General features: G+C 62.7%; 24 protein-coding genes and 1 pseudogene. 13 read left to right on the top strand and 12 right to left on the bottom strand.

Translation table 11 applies throughout. The annotated features are described in order from the left end of the window. Positions 1-15: 15 nt before the first annotated feature. Positions 16-1,380 (bottom strand): histidine phosphatase family protein, encoded by a 1,365-nt coding sequence (locus MY494_RS00415; RefSeq protein ID WP_247910776.1) that lies wholly within the window; start codon positions 1,378-1,380, stop codon positions 16-18. A gap of 96 nt (positions 1,381-1,476) precedes the next feature. Between MY494_RS00415 and MY494_RS00410 the strand changes: the two genes are divergently transcribed. The 5 genes from MY494_RS00410 to MY494_RS00390 all read left to right on the top strand — a co-directional run bounded on the left by MY494_RS00410 (position 1,477) and on the right by MY494_RS00390 (position 6,875). Continuing rightward, positions 1,477-2,886: a CPBP family intramembrane glutamic endopeptidase gene (locus MY494_RS00410; protein ID WP_247910775.1), complete on the top strand. Its 1,410-nt coding sequence runs from the start codon at positions 1,477-1,479 to the stop codon at positions 2,884-2,886. A gap of 53 nt (positions 2,887-2,939) precedes the next feature. Continuing rightward, entirely contained in the window at positions 2,940-3,392 is a 453-nt protein-coding gene (locus MY494_RS00405) for a hypothetical protein (protein WP_247910774.1), read from the top strand. Next, positions 3,392-5,209, top strand: a complete 1,818-nt coding sequence (locus tag MY494_RS00400) for a penicillin-binding protein 2 (RefSeq protein ID WP_247910773.1) — start codon at positions 3,392-3,394, stop codon at positions 5,207-5,209. The genes MY494_RS00405 and MY494_RS00400 overlap by 1 nt, the downstream gene beginning before the upstream one ends. A gap of 83 nt (positions 5,210-5,292) precedes the next feature. Further along, entirely contained in the window at positions 5,293-6,462 is a 1,170-nt protein-coding gene (locus MY494_RS00395) for a transaldolase (protein ID WP_247910772.1), read from the top strand. A 32-nt stretch (positions 6,463-6,494) separates the two neighbouring features. Then, positions 6,495-6,875, top strand: a complete 381-nt coding sequence (locus tag MY494_RS00390) for a Crp/Fnr family transcriptional regulator (protein ID WP_247910771.1) — start codon at positions 6,495-6,497, stop codon at positions 6,873-6,875. A gap of 4 nt (positions 6,876-6,879) precedes the next feature. Here the strand turns inward: MY494_RS00390 and MY494_RS00385 are convergent, their stop codons facing one another. From MY494_RS00385 to pyrH, 3 genes are read right to left on the bottom strand one after another with little or no spacing between them, the layout of a single operon-like run. Then, the gene (locus MY494_RS00385) at positions 6,880-8,028 is read right to left on the bottom strand and encodes an NAD(P)/FAD-dependent oxidoreductase (RefSeq protein WP_247910770.1); all 1,149 of its coding nucleotides are present in this window, start codon (positions 8,026-8,028) and stop codon (positions 6,880-6,882) included. Continuing rightward, on the bottom strand, positions 8,025-8,564 hold the full coding sequence (frr, locus tag MY494_RS00380; RefSeq protein ID WP_247910769.1) for a ribosome recycling factor: 540 nt from the start codon (positions 8,562-8,564) through the stop codon (positions 8,025-8,027). Before frr ends, MY494_RS00385 begins: the two co-directional genes overlap by 4 nt. A gap of 44 nt (positions 8,565-8,608) precedes the next feature. Beyond that, positions 8,609-9,322 (bottom strand): UMP kinase, encoded by a 714-nt coding sequence (gene pyrH / locus MY494_RS00375; protein ID WP_247910768.1) that lies wholly within the window; start codon positions 9,320-9,322, stop codon positions 8,609-8,611. Positions 9,323-9,423: 101 nt separating this feature from the next. Between pyrH and MY494_RS00370 the strand changes: the two genes are divergently transcribed. After that, positions 9,424-9,630, top strand: coding sequence for a hypothetical protein (locus MY494_RS00370; RefSeq protein ID WP_247910767.1), 207 nt, complete (start codon positions 9,424-9,426; stop codon positions 9,628-9,630). Here the strand turns inward: MY494_RS00370 and cobO are convergent. Together cobO and MY494_RS00360 are read right to left on the bottom strand one after the other, a co-directional pair. After that, positions 9,627-10,250 (bottom strand): cob(I)yrinic acid a,c-diamide adenosyltransferase, encoded by a 624-nt coding sequence (cobO, locus tag MY494_RS00365; RefSeq protein WP_247912076.1) that lies wholly within the window; start codon positions 10,248-10,250, stop codon positions 9,627-9,629. The two genes, MY494_RS00370 and cobO, sit on opposite strands and share 4 nt — an antisense overlap. 80 nt (positions 10,251-10,330) lie before the next feature. Further along, positions 10,331-11,383 (bottom strand): site-specific integrase, encoded by a 1,053-nt coding sequence (locus MY494_RS00360; RefSeq protein WP_247912075.1) that lies wholly within the window; start codon positions 11,381-11,383, stop codon positions 10,331-10,333. A gap of 254 nt (positions 11,384-11,637) precedes the next feature. Between MY494_RS00360 and hemH the strand changes: the two genes are divergently transcribed. The 5 genes from hemH to MY494_RS00335 are packed head-to-tail and all read left to right on the top strand — an operon-like array spanning position 11,638 to position 15,812. Further along, a complete protein-coding gene (gene hemH / locus MY494_RS00355) occupies positions 11,638-12,813 on the top strand; it encodes a ferrochelatase (protein WP_247910766.1) in 1,176 nt (391 codons plus the stop codon). Continuing rightward, entirely contained in the window at positions 12,782-13,339 is a 558-nt protein-coding gene (locus MY494_RS00350; RefSeq protein ID WP_247910765.1) for a M23 family metallopeptidase, read from the top strand. Before hemH ends, MY494_RS00350 begins: the two co-directional genes overlap by 32 nt. 35 nt (positions 13,340-13,374) lie before the next feature. Further along, on the top strand, positions 13,375-15,228 hold the full coding sequence (gene ilvB, locus MY494_RS00345; protein WP_247910764.1) for a biosynthetic-type acetolactate synthase large subunit: 1,854 nt from the start codon (positions 13,375-13,377) through the stop codon (positions 15,226-15,228). Positions 15,229-15,230: 2 nt separating this feature from the next. Next, positions 15,231-15,593 (top strand): nuclease, encoded by a 363-nt coding sequence (locus MY494_RS00340; RefSeq protein WP_371820628.1) that lies wholly within the window; start codon positions 15,231-15,233, stop codon positions 15,591-15,593. A 42-nt stretch (positions 15,594-15,635) separates the two neighbouring features. Then, on the top strand, positions 15,636-15,812 hold the full coding sequence (locus tag MY494_RS00335) for a GIVxVP protein (RefSeq protein WP_371820627.1): 177 nt from the start codon (positions 15,636-15,638) through the stop codon (positions 15,810-15,812). A gap of 13 nt (positions 15,813-15,825) precedes the next feature. Here MY494_RS00335 and MY494_RS00330 read toward each other — a convergent pair whose 3' ends face one another. Beyond that, on the bottom strand, positions 15,826-16,575 hold the full coding sequence (locus MY494_RS00330; protein ID WP_247910761.1) for a Tic22 family protein: 750 nt from the start codon (positions 16,573-16,575) through the stop codon (positions 15,826-15,828). 89 nt (positions 16,576-16,664) lie between these two features. After that, positions 16,665-17,396: pseudogene (locus MY494_RS00325) on the bottom strand (MBL fold metallo-hydrolase). Between the two features lie 87 nt (positions 17,397-17,483). Between MY494_RS00325 and MY494_RS00320 the strand changes: the two are divergent. After that, positions 17,484-19,178 carry an NAD(P)/FAD-dependent oxidoreductase gene (locus MY494_RS00320; RefSeq protein ID WP_247910760.1) on the top strand — a complete coding sequence of 565 codons (1,695 nt, stop codon included), beginning with the start codon at positions 17,484-17,486 and terminating at the stop codon, positions 19,176-19,178. Here the strand turns inward: MY494_RS00320 and MY494_RS00315 are convergent. Continuing rightward, the gene (locus MY494_RS00315; RefSeq protein WP_247910759.1) at positions 19,117-19,482 is read right to left on the bottom strand and encodes an AbrB family transcriptional regulator; all 366 of its coding nucleotides are present in this window, start codon (positions 19,480-19,482) and stop codon (positions 19,117-19,119) included. The genes MY494_RS00320 and MY494_RS00315 overlap by 62 nt on opposite strands. Before the next feature lie 103 nt (positions 19,483-19,585). On the opposite strand from MY494_RS00315, the gene MY494_RS00310 reads away from it, so the two are divergent. Then, positions 19,586-21,289: an FAD-binding domain-containing protein gene (locus MY494_RS00310; RefSeq protein WP_247910758.1), complete on the top strand. Its 1,704-nt coding sequence runs from the start codon at positions 19,586-19,588 to the stop codon at positions 21,287-21,289. Here the strand turns inward: MY494_RS00310 and pgeF are convergent. The 3 genes from pgeF to MY494_RS00295 are packed head-to-tail and all read right to left on the bottom strand — an operon-like array spanning position 21,282 to position 24,372. Next, positions 21,282-22,106: a peptidoglycan editing factor PgeF gene (gene pgeF, locus MY494_RS00305; RefSeq protein ID WP_247910757.1), complete on the bottom strand. Its 825-nt coding sequence runs from the start codon at positions 22,104-22,106 to the stop codon at positions 21,282-21,284. The two genes, MY494_RS00310 and pgeF, sit on opposite strands and share 8 nt — an antisense overlap. An 8-nt stretch (positions 22,107-22,114) precedes the next feature. Further along, positions 22,115-23,014 carry a Tab2/Atab2 family RNA-binding protein gene (locus tag MY494_RS00300; protein WP_247910756.1) on the bottom strand — a complete coding sequence of 300 codons (900 nt, stop codon included), beginning with the start codon at positions 23,012-23,014 and terminating at the stop codon, positions 22,115-22,117. Beyond that, the gene (locus tag MY494_RS00295) at positions 23,011-24,372 is read right to left on the bottom strand and encodes a S1 RNA-binding domain-containing protein (protein WP_247910755.1); all 1,362 of its coding nucleotides are present in this window, start codon (positions 24,370-24,372) and stop codon (positions 23,011-23,013) included. Before MY494_RS00295 ends, MY494_RS00300 begins: the two co-directional genes overlap by 4 nt. Positions 24,373-24,375 lie beyond the last annotated feature (3 nt).

The following is a 24,375-nucleotide window of genomic DNA, read 5'->3' as shown; positions in this document are numbered from 1 at the left end:
TGGGGGCAATGGCGATCAGAGGGCACCGGCAGCGGTGCGGTCGATCACTCCTCCAAGATGCGCCGTCTGGTTCAAACACACCACCACCGGAGCTTGATCGGCTCCATTGGGGTAGTCGATCACGGTGACTCCGCCGTTGCCCTGTTTGACAGCCCAGATGTCCGCTGGAGTCAGTCCGAGCAAGGCGCAAAGAATGGTCTTGTTCACGGCATCGTGGGCGACCACCAAGGCGGTCTCATCACTGGACAGGCTCGCCGCAATGGTGTTCCAGCCCTTCAGGGAGCGCTCCCAGACGTCCTGGATGGTTTCCCCATCGGGCATCTGCACGGTTTCAGGTGCCCGTTTCCAATCCGCCAGCAGCTCTGCCCAGGTGGCGGAGATCTCCTCCTCCAGACGGCCCTCCCACTCGCCGTGACCAATCTCCACCAGATCCGAGACGCTGGTGAGAGGGACCCCTGGGTGGTGCTTCAGGATCCCCTCCGCCGTCTGGCGAGGGCGGGACATGGAGCTGGTGTAGGCCCGATCAAAGCTCAGCTTCCGCAAAAACTCACCCGCGGCGGCGGCCTGGGCCCAGCCGTTCTCGTTTAAGGGGATATCGATCTGTCCCTGGAAACGCCCTTGGCGATTCCAATTGGTCTCTCCATGGCGCACCAGGAGCAGGCGGGGACCCTGACCTTTGCTCGGCAAGCTGCTGGCACAGACCTCTGGCTGCAGGTGAGTGGTGCCATTGAGAGATTCGATCTGAACGGCCCAGGGTTTGGTGGGCGAACCCGAGGGAGCCGGGCTGACGTTGAAGACCGACAGCGAGGCGTTCTCTAAACGGAGACGACGGAAACCGGAGGCATCCAGGCCCAGCAAGGCGAGCACCAGGCACCGCAGGATCGCGTTGTGCCCCACCACCAGGACGGTCTGACTGTCGGCGGCAGCCGGATCGTGGGCTGCCAGCAAATGGGCCAAGAAGCGCTGGGCCTGGGCCATCAACTCAGGGATCGGCGCATAGGCCGTCCCGTCGGAGCGGTGCAGCTGGAGCAGCTCTGGCTGCTGCTTCCAGGTGGCGTAATCCTGGGGGAACTGGGCCTGAACCTCCGTGCTCAACAGGCCGCTCCAAGGCGACAGGTCCACCTCGAGCAGGTCGTCGCTCAGCTGCAGATCCAGGCTGGATCCCTGCGCGGCCAGCAGTGCCGTTGCGGTGTCGTGGGCTCGCCGCAGCGGCGAGCTGTAGGCCGCGTCAATGGTCAAACCCCGCAGGGCCTCTCCAGTCGCCAATGCCTGCTTGGCACCCACCTCGGTCAGGCTTGAGAGGTCATCTCGGCCCTGGATGCGGTGCTCGAGGTTGAAGCTGCTCAGGCCGTGGCGAACCAGCAGGATCCGGAGGGACACGGGCACTTCCTTAACGAAAAGGCATCGTATTGGAGTGATCTGTGGGCCCTACTCGGGCCGACAGAATGCCCGCATTGACATCCACGGGGCAGTGGGGTGAGCGCGGAACACGAGTCCAACAGTCCAACCCGCCAGGAGACCCCCAACTGGAAATCAGCCCTGGCACTCGTCAGCCTGGCGCTCAGCCTGTTGCTCTGGCTGAACGGTCTTCTCAGCAGCTTGGAGCGCCCCTCCGTTGGCGATGACCTCAGTCGCCGCCAGCTGGAGCTGACCGTGCTTGCCCAGGGGAACCTGAGCGAACCGATCCGTCCGCTGGTGAGCTCCAGCGATCCACTGCAATCGCTCAAAGAGAGCCTGAAGGTCGCCATCAACAGCAACGAGGAGGAGGGACGCAATCCATCCCCTGACCTCTTGCTTGAGCAAGCGCTGCTGCTGCAGCGAACAGGGGACGGGAATCAGGCCAAGGCCCTGTTGGATCGCCTCCATACCGGAGCAGGGGAACACCGGTCCATCGCAGCCGCCCTTCTCAAACCGGAGCAGCACAGCAGACGGGAGCGAGAGGAACTACTCGCGCAGCTGAAGGGATCCACCCTGCTGCGTCAATGGACCTGCGAGGCACTGCTCGGGGAAGGAGCCTGCAACGGGGGGCAGGTGGCTCGCCGGGCCAGCCTTCAGCTGCTGGCTGTCACATTGCTTCCGGCACTGGGGCTGATCGCAGGCATCGCCCTGCTGCTGCGCGAGCTCTGGCGCCGCTGGCGCGGAAAAGCCCCAGCGGCGCCACCTTGGCAAGGCCCCAACCTGTCCGGGATTGACACCGTCTTGTTGGTGGCCGGCGGCTTTGTCGTCGTCGGTTCGCTGATCACACCACTGCTGGTGGCACCGCTGCTGACCCGCCTGCTGCAGGACTTACCGATCAATGCAGTGCTCAAACAGGGCATCAGCGTCGTTGCCCTCTATGGCGCCTTGATGGCCGGGCCACTTCTGATCCTGCAGATGCTGCTGAAGCCCCTGGGGCCAGCCCCCCAGGAGGGCTGGCTGCAATTTCGTTGGTCTCCGCCCCAGCTCTGTTTGAGCCAAGCCCTCAAGGGCTTTTTGATGGTGCTGCCCTTGGTGAGCCTGGTCGGCTGGCTGCAGGGACAAATTTTTGGCGACCCCGGTGGCAGTAATCCCCTGCTCGAGCTGGTTCTCAATGGGCACAACGTCCCAGCCCTGGCGTGCTTTGGGGTCACCGCCATCGTGATGGCCCCCCTGTTTGAAGAGACGATTTTTCGCGGCGTGCTGTTGCCCGTTGCCGCCCGCTACTGGGGATCGGGCTGGGGTGTTGTGGCCAGCGCCGCGGTCTTTGCGGTGGCCCATTCCAGCCTCGGAGAATTCCCGCCACTGATGGTTTTAGGGCTCGGCTTGGGCTGGCTGCGCTGGCGCAGCGGACGGCTCGGGAGCTGCGTGCTGATGCACGCCCTCTGGAACAGCCTGACGTTCTTCAATCTTGTTGTGCTGGGTTGGTGAAAACCCACTTGCTGGAAGCGCTCTCGCATGGTTGACTTGCGCAGCACGCGTTGATGTTTGTGGTTGCCGTTCAGCTCCAACAGAGCAACAGAGCGCAGGGCAACCGCTCCAGCCGATCGCTTGAGCTCATTCAAGGCTCACTGCTGGCTCGCAAGCTCGATCGCCAAGCCCCATGGCTTGGGAACCTGCACCGCATCGCCGATGGAAGCCTGGTCGGCTTGGGGGTCGCGGTGGTCGGCCTGAGCGCCTTGACCCTTCACTGGCAAGGCCGCTGGACGAGCAGTTTTCAGTCTCTAGAAGCCACCCAGCGGTTGGAGCACCGCCTGCAGGACTCGGCTGCGATGCTCGAGCAGCACCACCTCTCCATGACGCGTAAACCAAGCCTCCTGGAACCCACCAGCAGCGAAAAGCTGGTGTACGTCGCTCCACCGGCCAGCTCCTCGGGCCCGAGCTTTGAGGCCTTGCTGGCCCAGGTCAACCCGGGCCAAATTCTGCCCGGGTACTGATGGGATCACTGGGGCTGCAAGGCCGCCGCACCCCTGCACCACGGGACGATCGGCGACGCAGACGGAACCACGTCGTGGACTTTCAGCCCGTGCCGTCGCGTCGGCTCTGGGTGGTCTACGGACTGTTAGCAGCGGGTCTCAGTGGCCTCGCCCTCCGGCTGGCCTGGGTTCAAGTCATTCAGGGCAACGAGCTCCTGAATCGCGCCCGGGCGATCCAGACCCAGACGATCACGCCCTTGGGCAGGCGCAGGACCATCGTTGATCGACAGGGACGCCTGGTGGCCCTGGACGAAGAGCGCTTCACCCTCTGGGCCCACCCCCGCTACTTCTCCTTCCCTGGAGATGACATCGGACGACTGCGCAGTCCCCTGGATGTGGCACGCAAGCTCTCCCCCGTGCTCGCCAAGCCGATGGGCGAGTTACTCAAGGCCATGGATGGCCGCAAATCCGGGGTCAAGCTCGCCAGCGAGCTGGATCCTGAAACCGCCCAGCGGGTGCGGGAACTCGGCATCAGCGGTGTCGACCTGGAGGCTTATCCCCAACGCGTCTACCCGCAAGCCGGACTGTTCGCCAATGTCGTCGGCTTTCTCAACCTCGAGCGCATCCCGCAAGCCGGACTCGAACAGAGCCGTGATCGCGACCTGCGTCGCCAAGAAGCCTCACGAAGCCTCCGGCGCGGAGCCGATGGGACGCCACTCCCCGACGGCCTGAAGCCAGGAGTGCTCTACGGCGATGACCTCAAGTTGCAGCTCACCCTTGATGCCCGCCTGCAACAAGTCGCCCAGATGGCGTTGGCTAAACAGGTCAAGAAGTGGAAGGCCACACGGGGGGCGGCCCTGGTGATGGATGTCAGCAATGGTGAACTGCTGACCCTGGCCTCCACGCCGACCTACAACCCCAATCAGTTCTGGAAATTCAAACCTGGGTTATTCCGCGAGTGGTCGGTGCAAGACCTCTATGAGCCTGGCTCAACCTTTAAACCGATCAACCTGGCGATCGCCTTGCAGGAAAACGCCATTGATCCCTCCGGCAAGGTCAATGATTCGGGCCAACTCACCATTGGCGGCTGGCCGATCTTTAATCACGACCGCAAAGGCAATGGGGTGATCGACTTCCCCACGGTGCTGCAGGTCTCAAGCAACGTCGGCATGGTCCAGGCCATGCGGCGCGTTCAGCCCTCACGGTTCTGGCATTGGCTCCAGACCCTCGGGATCGACAACACCCCCGATACCGACCTGCCGGGCGCCGTTGCGGGCCAGCTGAAATCCCTCGAGACCTTCAAGACCCAACCGATCGAACCGGCCACGGCAGCCTTCGGGCAGGGATTCAACCTCACACCGCTGAAACTGATTCAGCTGCACGCGATGTTGGCCAACGGCGGCCGACTCGTCAGTCCCCACATCACCCGGGGACTCCGCTCCGGTGATGACCTCGCTAGCGCCCCACCAGCCTCTGGCGTCCAACTCATCCGACCGGCGATCGCGCAGACCGTCCTGAATTGGATGGAGACCGTGGTGGAGAAAGGCAGTGGCCGTGGCGTTCAAATCCCTGGCCACCGCATTGGCGGAAAAACAGGCACAGCGCAAAAAGCTCGCAATGGGGTCTACGTCGCAGGCGCCAAGATCACGAGCTTCATCGCCCATCTGCCGATCAACAAACCGCGCTACGTCGTGTTGGTCGTCATCGATGAACCCAAAGGCGAGAACGCCTATGGCTCAACCGTGGCAGTCCCCGTGGCCAAGCAAATCATCGAAGCCTTGCTGGTGCTGGAAAAAATCCCCCCCACCCGTTCGGTTCCAACCACAGCAAGGCAGTAGGCCTCAATCAGTGACCGCTTGGTGACAACAGGGTTCTGTCCCCGTTCTGCATCGCTAGTTTGAAATCACGTTTGGTGCCCGGCATGGCCAATCTCCTCGACCAACTGGCCGCGATGACGGTTGTGGTCGCCGATACCGGTGATATCGATGCGATCCAACAGTTCACGCCCCGGGATGCCACCACCAACCCATCGCTGATCCTGGCTGCAGCTCAAATCCCGGCCTACCAAAACCTGATCGACACCTCCCTACGGGAATCCCGCGAAGTCTGCGGGCCCTCAGCTCCCGCTGAAGAAGTGGTGCGTGAAGCCCTCGATGAGATCTGCGTCACCTTTGGCAAAGAGATCCTGAAAATCGTGCCAGGCAGGGTCTCCACCGAAGTGGATGCGCGCCTGAGCTTTGACACTGAGGCCACGATCACCAAAGCCCGGAAACTGATTGGCCTCTACCGCCAAGCCGGCATCAACCGCGATCGCGTGCTGATCAAGATCGCCTCGACCTGGGAGGGGATCAAAGCCGCCGAAGTGCTCGAGAAAGAGGGTATTCACTGCAACCTCACCCTGCTCTTCAGTTTTGCCCAGGCCGTAGCTGCGGCTGAAGCCGGAGCCACCTTGATCTCCCCCTTCGTCGGTCGCATCCTCGACTGGTACAAGAAAAGCACCGGCCGCGAAAGCTATCCCGGCCATGAGGACCCTGGTGTTCTCTCGGTCACCAAAATCTTCAACTACTTCAAAACCTTCGGCTACAAAACCGAGGTCATGGGTGCGAGCTTCCGCAATATTGACGAAATCATCGAATTGGCGGGCTGTGATCTACTCACCATCTCGCCCAAGCTCCTCGACCAACTGCGCAACACCCAGGGCGATTTACATCGCAAATTAAATCCATTTGACCCAGCCACCACCGAGCAGCAGATTCATCTCGATGCTCAAGGGTTCAAGGTGATGATGGCCGAGGACCAGATGGCGACTGAAAAACTGGATGAAGGCATCCGGGGATTCACCAAGGCCATCGAAACCCTGGAAGCCCAGCTCGCCCACCGCTTGGGAGAACTCGAAGGAGCCGGGGCTTTTCAACATGCGGCCCAGGAAATCTTCCTGCTCAACGACCTCGATGGCGATGGTTGTATCACCCGCGAGGAGTGGCTTGGCACCGATGCCGTCTTTGATGCACTGGACACCGATCACGATGGACGTCTTTTGCCCAATGACATCCGAGGCGGGCTCGGTGCTGCTCTCGCCATCAATAACTGACCTAAAGTTCCACCCTCTCAGTTAGATCCTGCGTGAACGCCCTCGAAACCATGCGCGCCCTGGCGAGCCAAGGCGAGGTGCTTCACGCTCCAGCTGGTGGGTCGATTTTTGCTTCGGGTGAAACCGGTGACTGCATGTTCGGCGTTCTTGAGGGAACCGTCGAACTCACCTGGAATGACGAGGTCGGCCATGAGGTGATCAAGGCCGGTGATGTCTTTGGGGCCGGCGCTCTGGTGACAGCCGAGCACCGCCGCTATGGCAACGCCAAGGCAGTCAGTGACTGCAAACTGCTGAAGATGAACCGCGAGAAGTTTCTCTTCGCCGTGCAGGAGTCCCCGATGTTTGCCATCGAGCTACTGGGCTCGATCGATCAACGCCTCAGGCAACTCAAGGACTGCACGAAGGTGGGCTGAGGGTTCAGCCCCTCTGGAAGAGCAACCGTTTGATGACGCGCTGGGCGATATCCCCATAACCCATCTCCCCTGAGAGGATCTGAGCAATCCGTTGCGGTGCGGTCGGGCGCTTGATCCCCAGTTGGTAACCCACCTTGGGGACCCGGTAAAAAACTTGCGCAATGCGACGCCCCCAGGCCATGGAGTCTCCCCAGTGCTGGCGCATCTCGGCGCTGTACTGGGCCAGGGCCTTCTGTTGCTCATCGGACGCTGAACAGCCCAGGTAGCGATCGACTGCCTCTGCCGCGCGAACTCCACTCATCAATGCTGGCCGCAACCCTTCCGCCAAAAAGGGATCACAGAGCGAGGCGGCATCGCCAACCACCACCGCCCCTGGGACATGCAGCGGATAGTGACCATCCCAGACCCGAAGGGGAGAACGCCGTCTCAAGCCAGCATCAGAGGGCAGACCCAACGCTGGCAGCAGTTCAGCCAAGACCGCATCGGCATCCGCCACGTCGCGGCCAATGAAGGTGCCGACACCAATGCTGTAGCCGCCTTGCCGAGGAAAGGCCCAGCAGAAGCCATGGCGCACGAGTCCGAATTCAAATCGAGCCGTGTCGCCCTCTAGGACATCAGCATCCACCTCGACCGCCAAGGCCTCCGCAAAGCGCGGCTGACTGGGACCAAGGCCCAAGGGAGCGGCAAAACGTGAATTGGAGCCATCAGCGATCACCACAGCTCGCGCCCGGTAGCCATCGCCCCTGGATTCCAGCATCCATTGAGCGCCGTCTCGCTGGATCGACGAGACTTCGGAGCCATCCAGCAGCTCAGCGCCCTCTGCCACAGCCTGCTGGACCAGGTAGTGATCAAGCTTGGAGCGCTGGACGATCCAGAAGGGTGAATCACCAGGCAGGACCGCCACCACCGGATCCTCCAGGCACCAGGTGAATTTCACCTGGGTGATCACTCGATCAACGGCCGGCTGCAGGTCAAAGGGAAACCAGCGCTGCACCGAAGCCGCCATCCCGCCACCGCAGGGCTTGGCACGGGGCAAGGACTGAGCGTCCAAAAGGAGAACCCGGCGTCCACGGGCAGCCAGGTGATAAGCCGCCGATGCGCCGGCAGCACCGGCACCGACAACGGCAACATCAAAACAATGCGGTTGGCTCACACCTTGAGGATGTCTGCTTCCTTATCCGCCAGGAGTTTCTCGATCTCAGCGATGAACTTGTCGGTGAGCTTCTGGACCTTGTCCTGCTCATCGCGACTCTGATCTTCAGAGAATTCCCCTTCCTTCTCCTGCTTTTTCACCTTGTCGATGGCATCGCGGCGAACGTTGCGCAGGGCAACCTTGCCTTCCTCGGCATACTTCGCCGCCAGCTTGCAGAGCTCCTTACGGCGATCCTCGGTGAGGGGCGGAATGTTGATGCGAATCAACTTGCCGTCGTTGTTGCACGTCAATCCGAGATCGCTCATGGCGATCGCCTTTTCGATCAGAGCCAAGGAGCTCATGTCGAACGGCTGAAGTTGGATGGTGGTCGAGTCCGGCGTGCTGATGGTGGCCAAGGACTTCAGCGGCGTATCAGCGCCGTAGTACTCCACCTGGATCTTGTCCAGCAGCGATGCATTCGCCCGGCCGGTACGAATCGTGTTGAAGGTGCGCTGGGTGGAATCCACCGACTTGCGCATGCTGGCTTCGAGATCCATGGCGAGAAAAAGGCGTCGCTGAAGGAGAGAACTGGGCCGACCCGTCAGGCCGAAGGAAGAATGCTGGTGCCGATGGGTTCACCGCGCACAGCCCGGCCGATGTTGCCGGTGCCGAACAGATCAAACACCACAATTGGGATGGCGTTGTCCTTACAGAGGGCGATGGCCGTGCTGTCCATCACCTCTAGCTCTTTGCTGAGGACATCCATGAACGAGAGGCTTTCGTAGCGCACGGCGTCGGCGTACTTGTTGGGGTCCTTGTCATAGACACCATCCACCTTCGTGGCCTTGAAGACCACATCAGCCCCGATCTCGGCCGCCCGCAATGCAGCGGTGGTGTCCGTGGTGAAGAAGGGATTGCCCGTACCCGCGGCAAAGATCACCACGCGCCCCTTCTCCATGTGCCGAATGGCCTTGCGGCGGATGTAGGGCTCAGCCACCTCTTGCATGGAAATGGCGCTCTGGACCCGGGTGGGGATGCCTGCCCGCTCCAGTCCGTCCTGGAGGGTGATGGCATTCATCACCGTGGCCAGCATTCCGACGTAGTCAGCGGTCGCCCGGTCCATGCCCGCCGCTGAACCTTTGAGACCGCGGAAGATGTTGCCCCCGCCCACCACGATTGCCAACTGACTCCCGTCAGCGACCACAGCAGCCACGTCCTTGGCGATCGCATCCACAACCGCAGGATCGATGCCGTAACCCTGCTCACCCATCAGGGCTTCGCCACTGAGCTTCAGCAACACGCGCTGATAGGCCATCCCTTCGTGCTGCAGGTTCGATGGCCGAACAGTAGCAAGCGTGAGATCCCTTGCCGACGCTGGCCAGGAGCGCTTCGATGACCAACAGATGGGAGTAATGGATGGACAGGCATCAAGACCAACCCATTCCCCCCGGCGCCTCGAGCCGCAGCGGCCTGATGGCCCGCCTCACCCTCTCAGCGGTTGAACAGCTCACCGAAGACCCCAATGCCTGGCGCGAGCCCGTCGTCCATCGGGCTCTGTTGATCAGTGGACTTTCAGTGCTGATGAGCGCCTTGGCCACAGTGCAGGCCAATGCCAGTCCCTAAAACTCGATTCCGGCCTGGGCTTTAACCCCCTGCTCTCGGAAGGGATGGCGCACCAACTTCATCTCGGTCACCAGGTCAGCCCGCTCAATCAAGGCCGGCGGAGCCCCGCGGCCGGTCAGCGCCACATGGGTCAAGGGGGGCCGCAGGTTGAGGCCCTCCAGCAGAACCTCCAGGTCGAGATAGCCCAATTTCAGGGCCACGTTGACCTCATCCAGGAGCACCAACTTGCGATTGGGATCCGCGAGGTAATTGCAAGAGCGATTCCAGGCCTGCTGCACCAAAGCACGGTCGCGCTCGCGGTCCTGGGTTTCCCAGGTAAATCCCTCACCGAGGGCATGCCAATGCAGCGACTCCCCAAAGACTTCGAGAGCTTTGGCCTCACCGGGATGCCAGCCCCCCTTAATGAACTGCACCACCGCCACCTGCTCCCCGTGGCCCAAGGTACGGAGCACGAGCCCCAGTCCCGCGGTGGTCTTGCCCTTGCCATCGCCGGTGAAGACCAGCACCAAACCCTTCTCTAAGGAGCGCTCACCAACCCGCTGCTGCTGCACTTCCTTCCGCCGGGCCATGCGTCGCTGGTAAGCATCAGCCGTTGCCTCAGGGGCCAGGTCACCTCCCATCCCCAATTCCGATGCCGTCTGGTCAAGGGCGTTGGGATCCGGCACAGCAAGGGGTACGTGGTGGGTCCAATCTGCCAAGGTCAGGCCGCCGCCGCCTGATTACGCGCCAGGGCAGTGTCCACCGCCTGCTGTTGGTCCCGGCGCGTGATCCAGTGGTGATAGGTGCGGGTGTGGATCGCCACCGAGTGCCCCATCATTCGCGCCGCCACGGTGTCCGGCAGGCCGATGTGAATGGTGCGAACTGCCCAGGCATGGCGCAGGTCGTAGGGGGTTAATGGCAGCGCGTAGCGGCGGAACTGCTCGGCCACCCGACGTCCGACCTGCTGAAGGGTGGTGCGGCGCAGATCGGTACACACCACCGGCAGCAGCTGACGCTGGGCACCCAGTTGCTCCAGGCCAAAGCGCTCCACCCACTCCGGGCGAAAGGGCCACACCTGATGCTCGCCGGTCTTGCTCGTGGGCAGGACCCGGATGACCCGATCACCCCCCGGTGCCAAAGCGGAGAGATCGCTGAAGAAGACCTCGTGGTTGCGCAGGCCGTAGGTCGCCATCAGGCCATAGGCCAAACGCCATGCGGGATTGGGAATGCGCTCAATCCACTCGAGAATCTGCAGATCACTGGGGAGCTGGCGGAATTGGGCAGCATGGAGGCCATAGCCAGCCGCTCGCTCACTCCAGTCAGCGGGCAACTCCAACCCTTCCGCCCGGGCTAGGGCCCCCAGGGTTGTGCCGCATTGCTGACGCCCCCGCGAGGCCAGGGGATAACTCTCAAGAACAGCCTCGAGGAGCGGCAAGCCCCAGGACAGTTCCTGATCCTGAGCCAGGCGCTCGAGGCGTCTGAGATAGGGCAGATAGGCACTGCTCCAGGTGGTCCGTGCGCCAGAGGGATTGCGGCGGCGACGCGGATCGTTAAAAAACGCCAGCTCAAAATGCTCCAGTCGCACCGCGACGGGCGTGGCCGTGACGGGGTGCAACCGCTCTCCCGTTGTGCCGTCCGTTGGCTTGGGGCTAGCCACCCAATCCCGCCAGCAGAAGCGCTGCTGCTGGAGCTGTTGCAGCAGAAGCCTCAGTTGGGAGCGGGCCTGCTCCAAGCCGGCCATGTCTGCATCGAGGCCGAGGCTGATTCGCTGCACGCGTTGGGACGGTCCACCGTTGCGGCAGGGCAGGGGGCCCCTGAGGCCCAAGCGGGAGCCACGGCGCTCAAGCCGGAGCGACACCCCGCTGGCGGCCAGCAGCGCGTTGTGTTCCCGAAGGGCCAGATCGAGGCGTTCGAGGCTGATCTCGAGACCAATGCGGGCCGGCCGACCTTATCGAGACTGAGCGGGAGCGACCAGCCCCAGGCCGGCAGCGTTACGCTCGCGCTTGTTGTTGTCCGGTGCAACGGGGCATGGCCAAGGTCGGCGTGGTGTTGCTGAACCTCGGCGGCCCTGAGCGCATTCAGGACGTCGGCCCCTTCCTCTACAACCTCTTCGCGGACCCGGAAATCATCCGGCTACCCAATCCCGCTCTCCAGAAGCCCCTCGCCTGGTTGATCAGCTCCCTGCGTGCTGGCAAGTCGCAAGCCGCCTACCGCTCCATCGGTGGCGGCTCACCGCTGCGTCGCATCACCGAGCAGCAGGCACGCGAGCTCCAGAGCACCCTCCGCCAACGCGGCATTGAGGCCACCAGCTATGTGGCCATGCGCTACTGGCATCCCTTCACCGAATCGGCCGTCGCCGACATCAAGGCCGATGGGATCGATGAGGTCGTCGTCCTTCCCCTCTATCCACACTTCTCCATCAGCACCAGCGGCTCCAGCTTCCGCGAGCTGCAACGCCTGCGTCAGGGCGATCCCTCCTTCTCCAAACTCCCCATCCGCTGCATCCGCAGCTACTACAACGACCCCGGCTACATCGGCGCCATGGCCGAACTCATCGGCAAAGAAATCCAGGCCTGCCCCAACCCCCCTGACGCCCACGTCTTCTTCTCCGCCCACGGCGTACCCAAGAGCTACGTCGAGGAAGCCGGTGATCCCTATCAAAAGGAGATCGAAACCTGCGCCCAGCTGATCATGGACAAGCTGGCCGCTGATCTCGGCCACACCAATCCCTTCACCCTGGCCTACCAAAGCCGCGTCGGGCCGGTGGAATGGCTCAAGCCCTACACCGACGACGCCCTCAACGAACTCGGTGAATCCGGCGTCAAGGACCTCGTCGTCGTCCCGATCAGCTTTGTCAGCGAGCACATCGAAACCCTCGAGGAAATCGATATCGAATACCGCGAAATCGCAACGGAAGCCGGCATCACCAACTTCCGACGCGTTCCCGCTCTCGACACCACACCGTCCTTTATCAACGGTCTGGCCAACCTCGTCCAACACGCCCTAGAAGGACCAGAAGTCAACCTCGATCAAGCCGCCGCTCTTCCCACACAGGTCAAGCTCTACCCCCAGGACAAGTGGGCCTGGGGATGGAACAACAGCTCAGAGGTCTGGAACGGTCGCTTGGCAATGCTCGGCTTCTCCGCTTTCCTGCTCGAGTTGCTCAGCGGTCGTGGGCCTCTTCATTCCATCGGCTTGCTTTAAACCAGGGCTGCTGGCTGCTGCCCTGCTGCTAGCAACTTCTGCCCAGGCCAACCCCTGGCGCAAAGCGCGTTTTCCCGTTCCGCAATTCAGCGGCTACACCAGCCATTTCGGCCTCAGGCCTAGCGGATCAGGCAGCTCGAGACACCATCAGGGCCTAGACATCGCCGCACCCCTGGGGTCGCCAGTCCTCAACTGGTGGGCTGGCCGAGTGGAGCGACTGATCAACGACAGGAGCTGCGGCATCGGGCTTGTCATGCGCTCCGGTGCCTACGAGCACCTGTACTGCCATCTGCAGGGGAGCGTGGAGGGGGGCACCCTGCGCAGCGGAGCGGTGAATCTGCGGCAGGGCACCTGGCTCCGTACGGGTGAGCCCCTTGGCACCATTGGAACCAGCGGCCGCAGCAGCGGGCCCCACCTGCATTGGGGCGTGAAGCTGGGAGAACGCTGGCTCGACCCCGTGGTCGTGCTTCACGCAATGGCTGACGCCAGGCGACTAGAAACGCCTATTTCTCGGGCCAGACCTTAGGGTGACGAGATCTGAAAACGCTGTCCGCCGCCGCCGTGACCGTGACGTCCGTTTCGCAAGCGGCCACCGCCGCTGAACACTCCGCCCCGACCCGGGTGAGTGGCGGCTACGCCCTCATGGATGCTCTGCGACGCCATGGCGTCGAAACCATCTTCGGCTATCCCGGCGGCGCGATTCTCCCCATCTACGACGAGCTCCACAAGGCCGAGTCCCGGGGATGGCTGAAGCACGTGCTGGTGCGCCACGAGCAGGGCGGAACCCACGCAGCCGATGCCTACGCACGGGCCACCGGAAAGGTGGGCGTCTGCTTTGGCACCTCCGGTCCTGGGGCCACCAACTTGGTCACGGGCATTGCCACCGCCCACATGGACTCCGTGCCCATGGTGGTGATTACGGGACAAGTCCCCCGGGCGGCCATCGGCACGGATGCCTTCCAAGAGACCGACATCTTCGGCATCACCCTGCCGATCGTGAAGCACTCCTGGGTGGTGCGCGATCCACGGGACATTGCCCGCATTGTCTCGGAGGCCTTCTTGATCGCCTCCACCGGCCGGCCTGGTCCTGTCCTGATCGACGTGCCCAAGGACGTGGGCATCGAAGAGTTTGACTACGTGCCGGTGGAACCGGGCGCTGCCATTCCCCCCGGCTTCAAGATCCCCCCTGCTGCGGCACCAAACGCCATCGAGGCAGCGCTCGAGCTGATTCGCAACGCCAGGCGCCCCCTTCTCTACGTCGGTGGGGGTGCCATCAGTAGCGGTGCCCACGCGGAAATCCACGCCCTGGCGGAGCGTTTCAGGCTGCCGGTGACCACGACCTTGATGGGGAAGGGTGCCTTTGATGAGCTCCATCCCCTCTCGGTGGGGATGCTCGGCATGCACGGGACCGCCTATGCAAACTTCGCTGTCACCGACTGCGACCTGTTGATCGCTGCGGGTGCTCGCTTTGACGATCGCGTCACCGGCCGCCTGGATGGCTTCGCCCCCCGGGCCCAGGTCATCCACATCGATATTGATGCGGCCGAGATGGGCAAGACCCGTCTACCGGACGTGGCCGTGGTGTCCGACGTCAAACAAGCCGTTGAAGCCCTGCTGGCCGCCTCGAGCCAAGAAGACTCCCGCGGCCGCACCGAGGCTTGGCTCGAGCGAATCGCGCAGTGGAAGCAGCACTACCCCCTGGTGGTGCCCGCCCCCGAAGGAGATGTCGCCCCCCAGGAGGTGGTGTCGATGCTGCAAGAGCTCTCCCCTCAAGCGTTCTTCACCACGGATGTCGGACAGCACCAGATGTGGGCGGCCCAATTCCTCCACACCCTTCCCCGGCGTTGGATCAGCTCCGCAGGCCTAGGCACCATGGGCTTCGGCATGCCAGCGGCCATGGGGGTGCAGTGCGCCTTCCCTGATGAACCCGTGATCTGTGTGGCCGGCGACGCGAGCATCCTGATGAACATCCAGGAGCTCGGCACCCTCAGCCAGTACCACCTTCCCGTGAAGGTGGTGGTGCTCAACAACGGTTGGCAGGGGATGGTGCGCCAGTGGCAAGAAAGTTTCTACGGCGAGCGCTACAGCGCCTCTGAGATGACCGGAGGCATGCCGAACTTCCCAGCGGTCGCTGAAGCCTTCGGGGTCAAAGGGTTCCAGATCCAAACCCGGGATGAGCTGCGCTCAACACTGGCCGAAGCCCTCGCCCACCCCGGTCCTGCCTTTATTGAAGTGAAGGTGCGCCGCAACGAGAACTGCTATCCGATGGTGCCCCCTGGTGCCAGCAACGCCCAAATGGTGGGTCTCCCCTCCCATCCAGAACTGGCAATCGACACCAATCGTGAGTGCCATAGCTGCCACCACAGCACGTCCAGCACAAGCCTGTACTGCCCCAACTGCGGCGCCAAGCTGTGAGCATGGCGCTGATCCCTCGCTTGATCTGCGCTGCAGCGGCGACTTGTCTGTTGCTCTGGCCTAGCCAAGTCCTGGCGGCGGAAGTTCTCCAGGTGCGAAGCGGGAATCTGCTCCAGATCGGTGACCGAAACCGCAACTACAGCGTTCAGCTGGCCTGTGTGGTGGTTGATCCAGCCGATGACGCCGCGGCCGTCGACTGGATTCGCAAGCAACTACCCCGGCGCAGCAAGGTCAACTTGAGACCGACCGGCAGTGCTGATGGCGTCCTGATCGCCCACATCAACCACCTGGATGGCCAAGGCAACCATGACCTGGGCGCGGAGTTAATTGAGTCTGGCCTAGCCTCCAACTCCGGATCCTGCTGAAGACCTTTGGGTATCAATCGGGCAGCGAAAGGCATCGTCTTGGTGCCCACCCTGTTGCTGGGGAGCGCTTTTCTAGCGACGGCCGTTTGGGGACCAGCGGCGGCCGGAGAAAACAAACAACTCGCCATCGTGGTGGGCTGCGTCTTGATCGCCGCTGGGTTGCTGGCTCAACTGATGCCGGAACCTGATACCGAGGTCAGGGCTGACGAGAAACCCTGACCTCCCCTGGGCGCTACTGAGCAGGGGTGGACTGGGCCTTGGTCCTGCCCTCCTCAACGAGACGGAAGTACTCGCGGGTCGGGAAGATCACAAAGCTGTCTTCCTTCGCTTTGCTGATCTGGGAGAGCACTGCTGTCAGATCAGCAACCTTGGGCTTGAGCTTGCTGCGTTCGGCCGCAGGCACATTGGCGAGCGCCTTCTGCAGCTCGTCATAACTCAGGAAGAACACACCACGAGGGCCATCGGGGGTGTTGAGAGTGAGGAAGGGCTGGGTGAAGAACACAGCGACATTGAGCCCCTTCTTGATCTCCTCGTCGCTCAGTCCCTCCTTCTTGAGCAGGGTGTAGGCCTGCTTGATATCGGCGTCGTTCATCACCACTGGAGCCACCAGCGGCTTGCTTTTGTCCTTGAGCTGCTTATTGAGCTCAACCACCTTTTCGTTCATCACGTTGAGAGGAACGGGGGTGACACTCGCCTTGAGGCTCGGGTTTGACTTCAGCAGTGCCTTGAGTTCGGTATTGGCCCGATCACTCTCGAGGTAAAGCGGCAAGACCAAGGCCTCATCCCGGGGAATGGGCAGGGGAATGCCATTGGCATCGGTGATCACGAACACCGGAATCACCTGAAGCTTCTTGATCGCCTCGGCTTCTGGAATCGCCAACGCTGGAGCCGCAGCCATGGCGCCCAGAACAGCCACAGGGGCCAGCAATGAGGCCGCTTGACGACCCATCGGCTTCAACCAAGCGGGAAAGCGCGAGAGCATGCGACCCAGGAGGAAAGGTCAACCCTAGTCAGAACCCAGCGAAGCCCCCAGCCAATCAGGACGGTGTGGCCCATGACCACTCCCCAGCCTCAGGCCCCCAGGGCGTAACGCTGTCCAGGCACAGGATCAATGACCTGCGCCGCTGAACCCACAGCCTGCTGAGCCTCCGCCAAGGTCCCTTTCTGCCAGAGCCATCGGTTGAGCCATCCACTGAAGCGCACCTCTCCCCCGGTCGTACTGGCCAGGACCTTGCGCGGAGAGAAGCGCTGCACCAGCTCAGGCAACACGGTTTGACCGCGCACAAAAGCGCCGGCCACGGGTAGCCCCAGATCGACCACCGGAGTGATCACCGCATCGAGGGCTTCGGGAGCGACCTCGGCGGAGAGATAACCGTGGGGCTCGAGATAGAGGCTGGCTTCGGGGTGGCGCAGCAGGTAGCCGTTCTCGACTTGGGGCACCGGTGCGCCAGCCGTGGCCTCGATGCGCAGGTCACCAAAGACCGTGATCTCACCAGGGCGTAGGCCCGTGACCTGCTCGAAGCCCAATTGCTGCACCTTCTTCGCTGCCGCCATTGACCCCACCACGGGCAAGGACCGGGGCAGCAGCGCCAGGGTCTCGGGATGGGCATGGTCATCCAGCCCCTGAGTCAGCAGGAGCAAATCGAGATCAGCCGGCAGCTCCAGCAACTGGGATAACTGACCCTGAAAAAACTATGGCCCCGGTGGGAAGACCAGGGGGCCCCGGAACCAAGGGTCCACCAGCACCCTCAGTCCCGACCAGTCCAGCAACCAGCCATTGGCCCCGAAGTAGGTCGCTTCCACAGCTTCAACGCAACGTTTGGCGAGGCTAGGCAGCCCAAGCGAAAGCAGTGCGGTGCTGGAATACAGCAACCAGGCTCAGGACAAGTGGTGCTGCGACTGAGCGAATTGAAGCTGCCACTCGATCACGAGGAGACAGATCTCGCTCCAGCCATCTGCAAACGCCTCAAGATCGATCCAGCGGAACTGCAGTCGCACCGCGTGGTCAAAGAAAGCGTCGACGCCCGGCGTAAGTCAGCGATTCAGATCGCCTACAGCCTGGAGCTGCAGCTCCCACCTGAGCTGGAGCGCCAACTGCTCAAACGCTTCAAGCGCGATCCTCACCTCCAACCGGCGAGCGAGACCCGCTATCAGCTGGTGGCCCAGGCCAGCCCAGACACACCAGCTCCCCTCCGGCCCGTAGTGGTCGGGGCCGGTCCCTGCGGCTACTTCTGTGCACTCATCCTCGCGGAGATGGGGCTCAAACCCCTGCTGCTGGAGCGAGGGAAACCGGTCAAGGAGCGAACAGCAGACACCTTTGGTTTCTGGAAAGGAACCCTGACGTTTAACCCCGAATCCAATGCGCAATTTGGAGAAGGTGGAGCGGGCACCTTCTCCGACGGAAAGCTCTACAGCCAAGTCCGAGACCCAAAGCACCTGGGTCGCAAAGTGCTGGAGGAACTGGTGGCGGCTGGAGCCAATCCAGAAATCCTGGTTAAACACCACCCCCATATCGGCACCTTCAAGTTGGCCACGGTTGTCCGGGGCTTGCGCAGCAAGATCACGGCCCTGGGTGGAGAGATTCAGTTCGAGAGCCGGGTCAGCAAGCTCTGCTTTGAGCAGGTTCATGGAACCAGGCGCCTCAGTGGTGTTGAGCTCGCGAGCGGGGAGAGCATCCCGGCGCGGCAGGTGGTGCTGGCGGTTGGCCATAGCGCTCGAGACACCTTCGCCATGCTCCATGAGCAGGGGGTGAGCCTTGAGCGAAAAGCCTTCTCCGTGGGCTTCCGCATCGAGCACCCACAACCCCTGATCGACGCCGCCCGCTGGGGGGACTGCGCCGGCCACCCGCGTCTTGGGGCCGCGGAATACAAGCTGGTCAAACACGTCAGCAACGGGCGCTGCGTCTACAGCTTCTGCATGTGCCCAGGTGGTCTGGTGGTGGGGGCCACCTCTGAAGTGGGACGGGTCGTCACCAACGGGATGAGTCAGCACTCCCGCAATGAGCGCAACGCCAACAGCGGCATCGTCGTCAATGTCGAAACCGAAGACGTCGAGAGCTACGGCGCCTATCCCGGCGACCCCTTAGCGGGCATTGCCTTCCAACGGCACTGGGAGGCCAAGGCCTTCGAGCTGGGCGGGAGCACTTATGCCGCTCCCGGGCAACGGCTCGGGGACTTTCTTGCCCCTGCGGCGGAGCCACCGGCTGAGCTGGGGGTGGTCAAACCCTCCTACAGCCCCGGGGTGGTGCCTGCGGATCTGGGTCAGGCCTTACCGGCGTTTGTGATCGAGGCCCTCCGGGAGGCCCTGCCGCAGTTCAACCAGTCCATTCCCGGCTACGCCATGGATGATGCGCTGCTAACGGGCGTTGAAACCCGCACCTCCTCACCGGTGCGCATTCCCAGAACAAAAGCCCTGGAGAGCGTGAACACTCCAGGGCTTTATCCAGCTGGAGAGGGGGCCGGCTTCGCCGGTGGAATCCTCTCTGCTGCGATGGATGGCATCCGCGTCGCGGAGGCCCTTGGCCTCACTCTTCTTCGTCAGGAGCGCCCAGGGGCACCAGGCGAATCTGCTTGCGACCCAGCTTGATCTCAAACTCATCACCGGGCTTGAGGTCCAGCAAGGCGGTGTAGGCCTTGCCCACCATCAGGTTGCCGTTGAACTGAATCTTGGTGGTGAAGCTGAGCTTGCGGCCACCTTTGCCAACCTTCGCGCTGGAACCGCCAAAATCGACGCCCTTCGCATTGAGCAGGGCCTCGTAGAACGCCGTGAAATTGAGACGCTCGCTGCCATCTTTCTTAGTGGACACATATCCACAGGCGCGAACAACATCGGATTTGCTCACGTCGCCCATTTCTTTGACCTTGGCGAGGAGATCAGCTCCGGTGAGCATGAGATTGATAGTTATGCAACTTCTGCATCATCACACCCAGCGGTCGATTCAGCAAGACTGAGTTTTCCCAACCGCGGTTTTTCAGGAGATTTTTTTTCTATCAATGCCACCAACGCTGGTCTGGTACCGCCGCGATTTGCGAACGCAAGATCACGCACCACTGCAGCAAGCGTGCATGCGGGGACCTGTCATTCCGGTGTTCGTTCTGGATAACGCATTGCTATTTCACCCCGAGACAGCGGTGGCGCGGGTGGACTTCCTGCTGCATTCCCTGCGCGCATTAGACGCAAGATTGCGTGTCCTCGGGGGTCGATTAATCGTGCTGAGGGGACAACCGGATGTTGTTCTCACCCGCCTCGCCCAGAGCACTGGAGCCCGTCACCTTCTCGCCCACACCGACAGTGAGCGCCTGGTCGGGCGGGTCCGTGATGCCCGTGTCAGCCGCGCCCTGCAGGACCAAGGCGTTGCCCTGGAGTGGATCGAACCGGCGGGTGCCAGCGCCAGCCTCCAGCCCTACAGCGATTGGAACCGCCAATGGCATGGCGCCATGGCCGCACCGCTCGTCCCGGAACCCAAGCGCGTGGTCGTGCCACCAGCATCGGAACACTGTCCCGATGCACCAATCCCCAACCTCGCTGCTCTTGGGCTGATCAGCGATGGCAAACCGATTCCAGAGGCCGGCAGTGGTGCCGCTCTGCAACGGCTGGAGCGTTTTCTCGAAGGCTCCGATTCCAGGACCTATTACTGGGAATTGAGCTATCCCTCAGCAAGGGTGACCTCGGGGCTCAGCCCTTACCTGAAATTTGGAGTCATCAGCCCCAGGCAGTGTCTGCAGCGGCTTACGGCAGCAGCTCAGCGGGCCAGGGAGAACTCCGATCGCAGCCGCCTGCGCAGCATCCAACAACTGTTCAGCCGAATCCGTTGGGGCTGCTCGATTCACCAGCGCTTTCGCTACCTGCCGCAGCTGGAGTTGCGCTCCCTCTGGAACGCCTTCGATCAAGACACACCGCTCTCAGACAGGCAAACGGAGCTCTATGAGGCCTGGAAAGAAGGGCGAACGGGGTTCCCGATCGTCGATGCAGCAGCCCACTGCCTGCGCGGAGGCGGTGGCTGGTTGGAGCTGAACTTCCGCAGCCGGGCGATCTACGCCAGCTTTCTGAGCAACCTCTGCGGCATCGATTGGCGCTACGGGGCACTGCATTTCATGCGGCACCTGATCGATGGGGACTGTCCCATCGATCACTACCAATGGGCCATGCAAGCCGGCGCGACCTACCGAGGCAGCAAGGCCTGGACCCGCATCTACCACCCGGGCCAGGTGGCCGTGAATCGCTGCGATCCCCATGGCCTGTTCATACGGCGCTGGCTACCTGAACTCGAGCGGCTCACCAACGACCAGCTGGGCGAACCACCGGCCTTTGCGGACTACCCAGCCCCTGTCCTGAACTACGAGGAGGCGCGCCTGGCCCGGGTGGAGGCATTAAGCAACACACGTCACGGCATTGGAGCCATCCCCATGGCATTGGCGCGGTTACCCGAAGACCTAACCCCCTTTGGTAGCGATCAGATCGCCGGCAGCCAGGTGCTCTGGGCCAAAGAGCACTCACCGGAGCTCTACCCCGAAGCGATCGATCTCGATCGCCTCGACCGGGATGGATGGATGGCCCTGTTGAGCTGGTTCAGCCTCAGGCGTTCCGCGGAAACCGGTGAAGAGGGGGAAAGCGAACCCAGGCGCCCGCGCCAAGGCAAGCGGCCATCCAGGCGCAGCAAGACCGCCGACGGGCAGCTGAGCCTGGATTTCAGCTAGGCAGCTGCTGGGAGACGATGCCGCTCCACTGCACCGCCTTGACCTGATCCCGGCGCCAGGAGTGGAACAGCAAGGGCTCTGAAGCCGTGCAGAGAGGACAGACGCTGATCTGCTCCACTGGCAAGCCAGCCCGCTCCAAGAGCAAACGGGTTGCCAGGCGCAGATCAAAGCGCTGACGCTCGGGATCGGGATCCGGCTGCAGCGCACCACAGGCTTTCAGAGCCGCAAGAGCCGACTCCAGGGAGAGGGCTCCATCCAGGAGCTGCAGCTGCTGGGCGATGGCTTCAGGGACAGCCGGCTCCACTTGATAGTTGGGCCCACTAATGGCTGGCCCCAAAGCGATCAACAGTTCACTGCGCTTGCTACCGCGCTGCTCCAACTGACGGATCGCCTCCAAGACAATGCCCCCGGCCAGACCACGCCAGCCGGCATGGCAGGCCGCCACCTGACCAGAGCGGGGATCAGCCAGCAGCACTGGGGTGCAATCAGCCCCGCAGACCCAAAGACTCTGCCCACCGGCATCGCTCACTAAGCCATCGGCATCGGGCCAGGGATCTGAACAGGCCTGGCTCGCCGGTAGGACTAAGGCGCTGTGAACCTGTTGAGGCCGGTGAACACTGACCCCGGCGCTGACGTACCCAGCCAGGACATCAGGGCCCCGGCCATGCCACTGGCGGGTGAAGAAGCCATGTTCAAAGGCCTCCAGAAGATTCGACTGGAGGTAATAGCCCCCGTAGCAACCAATCCAGGTCCAGCCCTCTAGGGCATTGAAACCGGCATCAGGGCGGTTAAAGGGGGCCTCGACGGCCTCAGCCATGGAGCCCTTTAGGCATCGGGGAGATCACGCAGGATCCAGAACCCATCAAACCCGGGTTGATCGGGACTGGATTGAACCGCCAGGAATTGAACACCGCCTGCCTGGCCGCGGGCGGCCAGGAAAGCCGCCGCCGCCGCCTCAGCCTCTTCGGATTCCAGCTGCCCCAGGAGCCAACGGTCCTCTTGCCCCGCCTCGAGCACCAGCTGCTGGCCGGAGACCTCCAGGCGAACGGGCTCCAGGCCGGAGACCCAACCGGCAATGGCCAAGGAACGACTGGCGCTGAACAAGCGCAAGCCACTGACCATCAGCTCATCGTCCAAGGACGCCGGCAAGGGAACCAAGCCCGCAAAGCTGGTGTCCCAATTCATCGCCTCGCGCAGGGCGCTGATCGGCAGGGAAGCCCAGGACCAACTATCCCCGCGAGCCGCCTCGGGCAGCGGAACAGCCACGGGCTGAATCGGCTGCGGAGGAGGAGCCAGGGGGCCAGCCATGTAGCCCTCTTCCTCGGGGTAAACCGTGGCCTGTCGCTCCTGAAGCCACTCCACGAGCGCGTAGCAACGGCGGCTGGGAACAAGCTCAAGACCAAGCTGCTCAGCCGCCCGTTGCACCATCGTGCGCATGGACGAGCGCCAACAGCGAATCTTGCGGGGCGGGTCAAATCCCTCGGCATCCGCCTGATCCAGCGCCTGCTCCAGGGCCGTCTTCAACCACTGGGAGTTGACGCTCGCGGCGGGGCAATTCAGGACCCACTGAAACGTTCGGTCTGAATTGGCACCGGAGGGGGAGCTGCAAATCAGTAGCTCCCAGCGCTTCTTTCCATCCTCTTCGAGGATCGGACGGGAGTAGTAATCCAGCTCCCAATCCGCCTGCAGTCGGGCAGGACTCGCGGGCTCGGCGGCCTGAATCATCCGGCGGTCTGTTCCTGCTGACGCAGCACGTTACGAGCCCTGTTGGCACGATCGACGGCCTCAGCCATCACTTTGTCGCGCTCGATCAACAACTCACCAGGCTGACCTTCCAGCAGGGCCGTGTTCAAGGCAATGCGGCCGCGGCCAGGATCCAGGTCGGTGATCAGAGCTTTGACCCGATCACCCTGACCGAAGACTTCACGCAGATCGCGCATTTGACCACCCGTGATCACGGAGTGGTGCAGCAGTCCGCTGATGCCGCCCAGATCCACAAACAAGCCGTAGGGCTTGATCGCCACCACCTGACCTTCGACCAACTGGCCCACCTCCAGGTTCTGAAACAGGGCTGCCGTTGCCGCCTTCTTCTCAGAGAGCACCAACTTGCGGGTGTCAGGGTTGACCTCCAGGAAAGCCACGCCAAGGGTCTTACCCACAAGCGCCTCGTGGTTCTCACCGTCCTGCAGCTGGGAGCGAGGCACAAAACCGCGCAGACCTTCGACATCACAGGTGATGCCGCCGCGGTTGAAGCCGTTGACCTTGACCTGCAGGACCTTGCCTTCTTTCTCCAAGGCACGGACCTTCTCCCAACTCTGGCGCAGGGCCAGGGCGCGGGCGCTGATGGTGACCATGCCATCGGCGTTCTGCTCGCGGGTCACGAGCACTTCCACGCTCAGACCTTTAGGGAAGCGCTCCTTGAGGTTGGTGATGACACCAAGGCCGCATTCCTTCTTAGGCATAAAGCCTGGGGCTTTGCCGCCGATGTCGACGTAAACCCCGTCACTCTCCATACCGATCACCGTGCCGGTGACCACTTCCCCGGTCGTGCCGACGAAATCCTGCTCATCGAGGGCCGCCAGGAAGGCTTCTTCGTCAAAGTCGAAGTCGTCGACTGAACGGGAAGGAACAGCCGCAGGCTTGGCCTGTGGTGTGGCCATTCGGGATCCACCGGCACGGCGACCCTTGCTGCGGTCATCGGGGCCGAGCAGATCAGCCATGCTCAGGCCTTCAAAACCGCTCATGTCAAACAGCTCGTCGTCAGTGCTGGACGGGCTGGTGGCCGGGGAGGCCTGAGGGCGCTGGGGTGCAACCGCGGCCTCACCGCGGGCCGCGCGGGCGGCATTTTCCAATTCAGCCGCGCGCTGAACCGCCGCTTCGGCAGCAGTGCGGGCTTCAGCGGCTTCGCGCTCTAAACGCAGCTGCTCTTCCTTCTTATTGATCTGCAGAACCTGGGGGGGCTTGCGAACCGGCGGCGGCGCTGCGGCGGCGGGACGCTGCGGCGACGGGGGCACCGGACGTGCCGAGGTGGGTTGCTGGTTGGCCGAGGGCTGGGAAGGCTGGGGAGTGCCGGAACCGGCCATGAC

Source organism: Synechococcus sp. A10-1-5-1 (assembly GCF_023115425.1).
Classification (GTDB): Bacteria; Cyanobacteriota; Cyanobacteriia; order PCC-6307; family Cyanobiaceae; genus Vulcanococcus.
Note: the sequence above shows the minus strand (reverse complement) of the source record. Positions and strands in the feature narration are given on the sequence as shown.

Excerpts from the sequence above, each read along its gene's own strand:
- MY494_RS00370 (WP_247910767.1), top strand. The coding sequence starts at position 9,424 with ATGGACAGGCATCAAGACCAACCCATTCCCCCCGGCGCCTCGAGCCGC.
- MY494_RS00395 (WP_247910772.1), top strand. The coding sequence starts at position 5,293 with ATGGCCAATCTCCTCGACCAACTGGCCGCGATGACGGTTGTGGTCGCC.
- MY494_RS00405 (WP_247910774.1), top strand. The coding sequence starts at position 2,940 with ATGTTTGTGGTTGCCGTTCAGCTCCAACAGAGCAACAGAGCGCAGGGC.
- pyrH (WP_247910768.1), bottom strand. The coding sequence starts at position 9,322 with ATGGCCTATCAGCGCGTGTTGCTGAAGCTCAGTGGCGAAGCCCTGATG.
- cobO (WP_247912076.1), bottom strand. The coding sequence starts at position 10,250 with ATGGGAGGTGACCTGGCCCCTGAGGCAACGGCTGATGCTTACCAGCGA.
- hemH (WP_247910766.1), top strand. The coding sequence starts at position 11,638 with ATGGCCAAGGTCGGCGTGGTGTTGCTGAACCTCGGCGGCCCTGAGCGC.
- MY494_RS00330 (WP_247910761.1), bottom strand. The coding sequence starts at position 16,575 with ATGCTCTCGCGCTTTCCCGCTTGGTTGAAGCCGATGGGTCGTCAAGCG.
- MY494_RS00300 (WP_247910756.1), bottom strand. The coding sequence starts at position 23,014 with ATGATTCAGGCCGCCGAGCCCGCGAGTCCTGCCCGACTGCAGGCGGAT.
- pgeF (WP_247910757.1), bottom strand. The coding sequence starts at position 22,106 with ATGGCTGAGGCCGTCGAGGCCCCCTTTAACCGCCCTGATGCCGGTTTC.
- MY494_RS00310 (WP_247910758.1), top strand. The coding sequence starts at position 19,586 with ATGCCACCAACGCTGGTCTGGTACCGCCGCGATTTGCGAACGCAAGAT.
- MY494_RS00315 (WP_247910759.1), bottom strand. The coding sequence starts at position 19,482 with ATGCTCACCGGAGCTGATCTCCTCGCCAAGGTCAAAGAAATGGGCGAC.
- frr (WP_247910769.1), bottom strand. The coding sequence starts at position 8,564 with ATGGATCTCGAAGCCAGCATGCGCAAGTCGGTGGATTCCACCCAGCGC.
- MY494_RS00400 (WP_247910773.1), top strand. The coding sequence starts at position 3,392 with ATGGGATCACTGGGGCTGCAAGGCCGCCGCACCCCTGCACCACGGGAC.
- MY494_RS00340 (WP_371820628.1), top strand. The coding sequence starts at position 15,231 with ATGGCGCTGATCCCTCGCTTGATCTGCGCTGCAGCGGCGACTTGTCTG.
- MY494_RS00295 (WP_247910755.1), bottom strand. The coding sequence starts at position 24,372 with ATGGCCGGTTCCGGCACTCCCCAGCCTTCCCAGCCCTCGGCCAACCAG.